A 1434-nucleotide genomic window follows, 5' to 3' on the forward strand; every position below is an offset into this window, starting at 1 on the left:
GTCGGCCACCAGGTACACGCCCGACAGCAGGCCGGTGACGTGCGCGTTGGCCTGCTTGGCCAGCGGCATGATCCGGTCCCAGTGCGGCTTGCCCTCACCCTCGTCAACTCCCCTAACACACACTCTGCCTGGAGTTGACCAACGTGTTGTTGCGGAACGTCGTGTTCGTCCCGCAAGGGCTCTCGGTGATCGCGGAGTTGGTGACGGTCAAGTTCTGGATCACGACGTCGCGGGTCACCGGGAACTCGGTGCGCGCCGCCAGCCGGATGTCGCCGGGCCCGGTGACCGTCCCGCCCTGCGCCGCGATGTTCACGTTGTAGCAGTTCTCGACGAGGATCGAGTTGCTGCCGGTCTGCGCGATGTCGATCCGGTCGATCTGCAGGCCGCCGCTCTCCGACACGCAGAAGATGCCGCGCCCGCCGCCGCGCGCGACGACCTTGCCCACCCGGACGTTGATCGGGTAGCTGTCCCCGACGCGGCCGTTGCGGTTGGCGGTGCGGAACGCCGCGTACCCGGTGCCGGTCCCCGCGTTCTCCGCGTCGACGGTGCCCACGGTGGCGTTGATCGTCTGGTTGAGCAGCAGGCCCGACTCACCGACGCTGCGGGCCACCACCGTGCCGATGGTCAAGCCGTCCACGCCGTAGGTCTCCACGGCGTGCGAGCTGGCGCCCTGCACGTAGGCGTAGTCCAGGCGGATGTTGCGGCTCCACTGGCTGGTGTCGCCGCGGTTGTCGATGCGCACCCCCAGCCCCCTGGACAGGCGCATGTTCACGGTGCCGATCACCACGTTCGTGACGTTGCGCATGAAGATGCCGTACACCGGGCTGCCGGTGAGCGTGAGGTTCTGGACCTCGATGTCGCGGACGCCCCGCGCGTAGACCGGGGCGTAGTCCCCCGAGCCCGAGCCGGTGACGTTGATGGTGCCGCACACGTCGAGGGTGGTGTAGCTGCGCATCGAGTAGCGCTCGCCCGCGGGGATCGAGCCCGACGCCCGCACGACGATCCGCTCCTTGGACGTGCGGTTGGCGGTGAGGCTGTCGTTGGCCGCCTGCATCGCGGCCCGCAAGCTGCTGCCGGTGTAGACCGTGCTGCTGCCCCGGCGTGCGGTGAAGCTGCTGCCGGACCCGGTCACCTCGGCCTGGTACGTGCCGTCGCCGCACGCCGCCAAGGCGTCCGGCGCACCGACCTGCAACAGCGCCGCGGTCAACGCTGACACGGCGAGAAGTGCTCTCATCTGCTCTCCTGGGTTTGGTAAGCGCTTTCCTGACGGCGGCGGGGGCTGTGGTCTCCGTTCGGTCGGAGCAGGTCTCGGGAAGGAGGAGCGGTGGGGGGGGCCCCGGGGGGGGGGGGGGGGGGCCCCCCCCGGTAAAAAACGCTGGGGGACGAAAAGCCAGGGCGGCCCCAACGGGGGGGGGTGTGGGAGGTGTGGGAGGG

At 69.9% G+C, this 1434-nt stretch carries 1 protein-coding gene; it reads right to left on the reverse strand.

All coding sequences use genetic code 11. The features are described 5' to 3' along the window. Positions 1-112: 112 nt before the first annotated feature. Positions 113-1234 carry a hypothetical protein gene (locus AB0G02_RS40125; RefSeq protein ID WP_360805757.1) on the reverse strand — a complete coding sequence of 374 codons (1122 nt, stop codon included), beginning with the start codon at positions 1232-1234 and terminating at the stop codon, positions 113-115. Between the last annotated feature and the right edge of the window lie 200 nt (positions 1235-1434).

Origin of the sequence: Actinosynnema sp. NPDC023658, assembly GCF_040639995.1 — a bacterium.
Taxonomy (GTDB): domain Bacteria; phylum Actinomycetota; class Actinomycetes; order Mycobacteriales; family Pseudonocardiaceae; genus Actinosynnema.

What these genes read in the sequence shown, in the direction of transcription:
- AB0G02_RS40125 (WP_360805757.1), bottom strand. Translation starts at nt 1,234, where the DNA reads ATGAGAGCACTTCTCGCCGTGTCAGCGTTGACCGCGGCGCTGTTGCAG.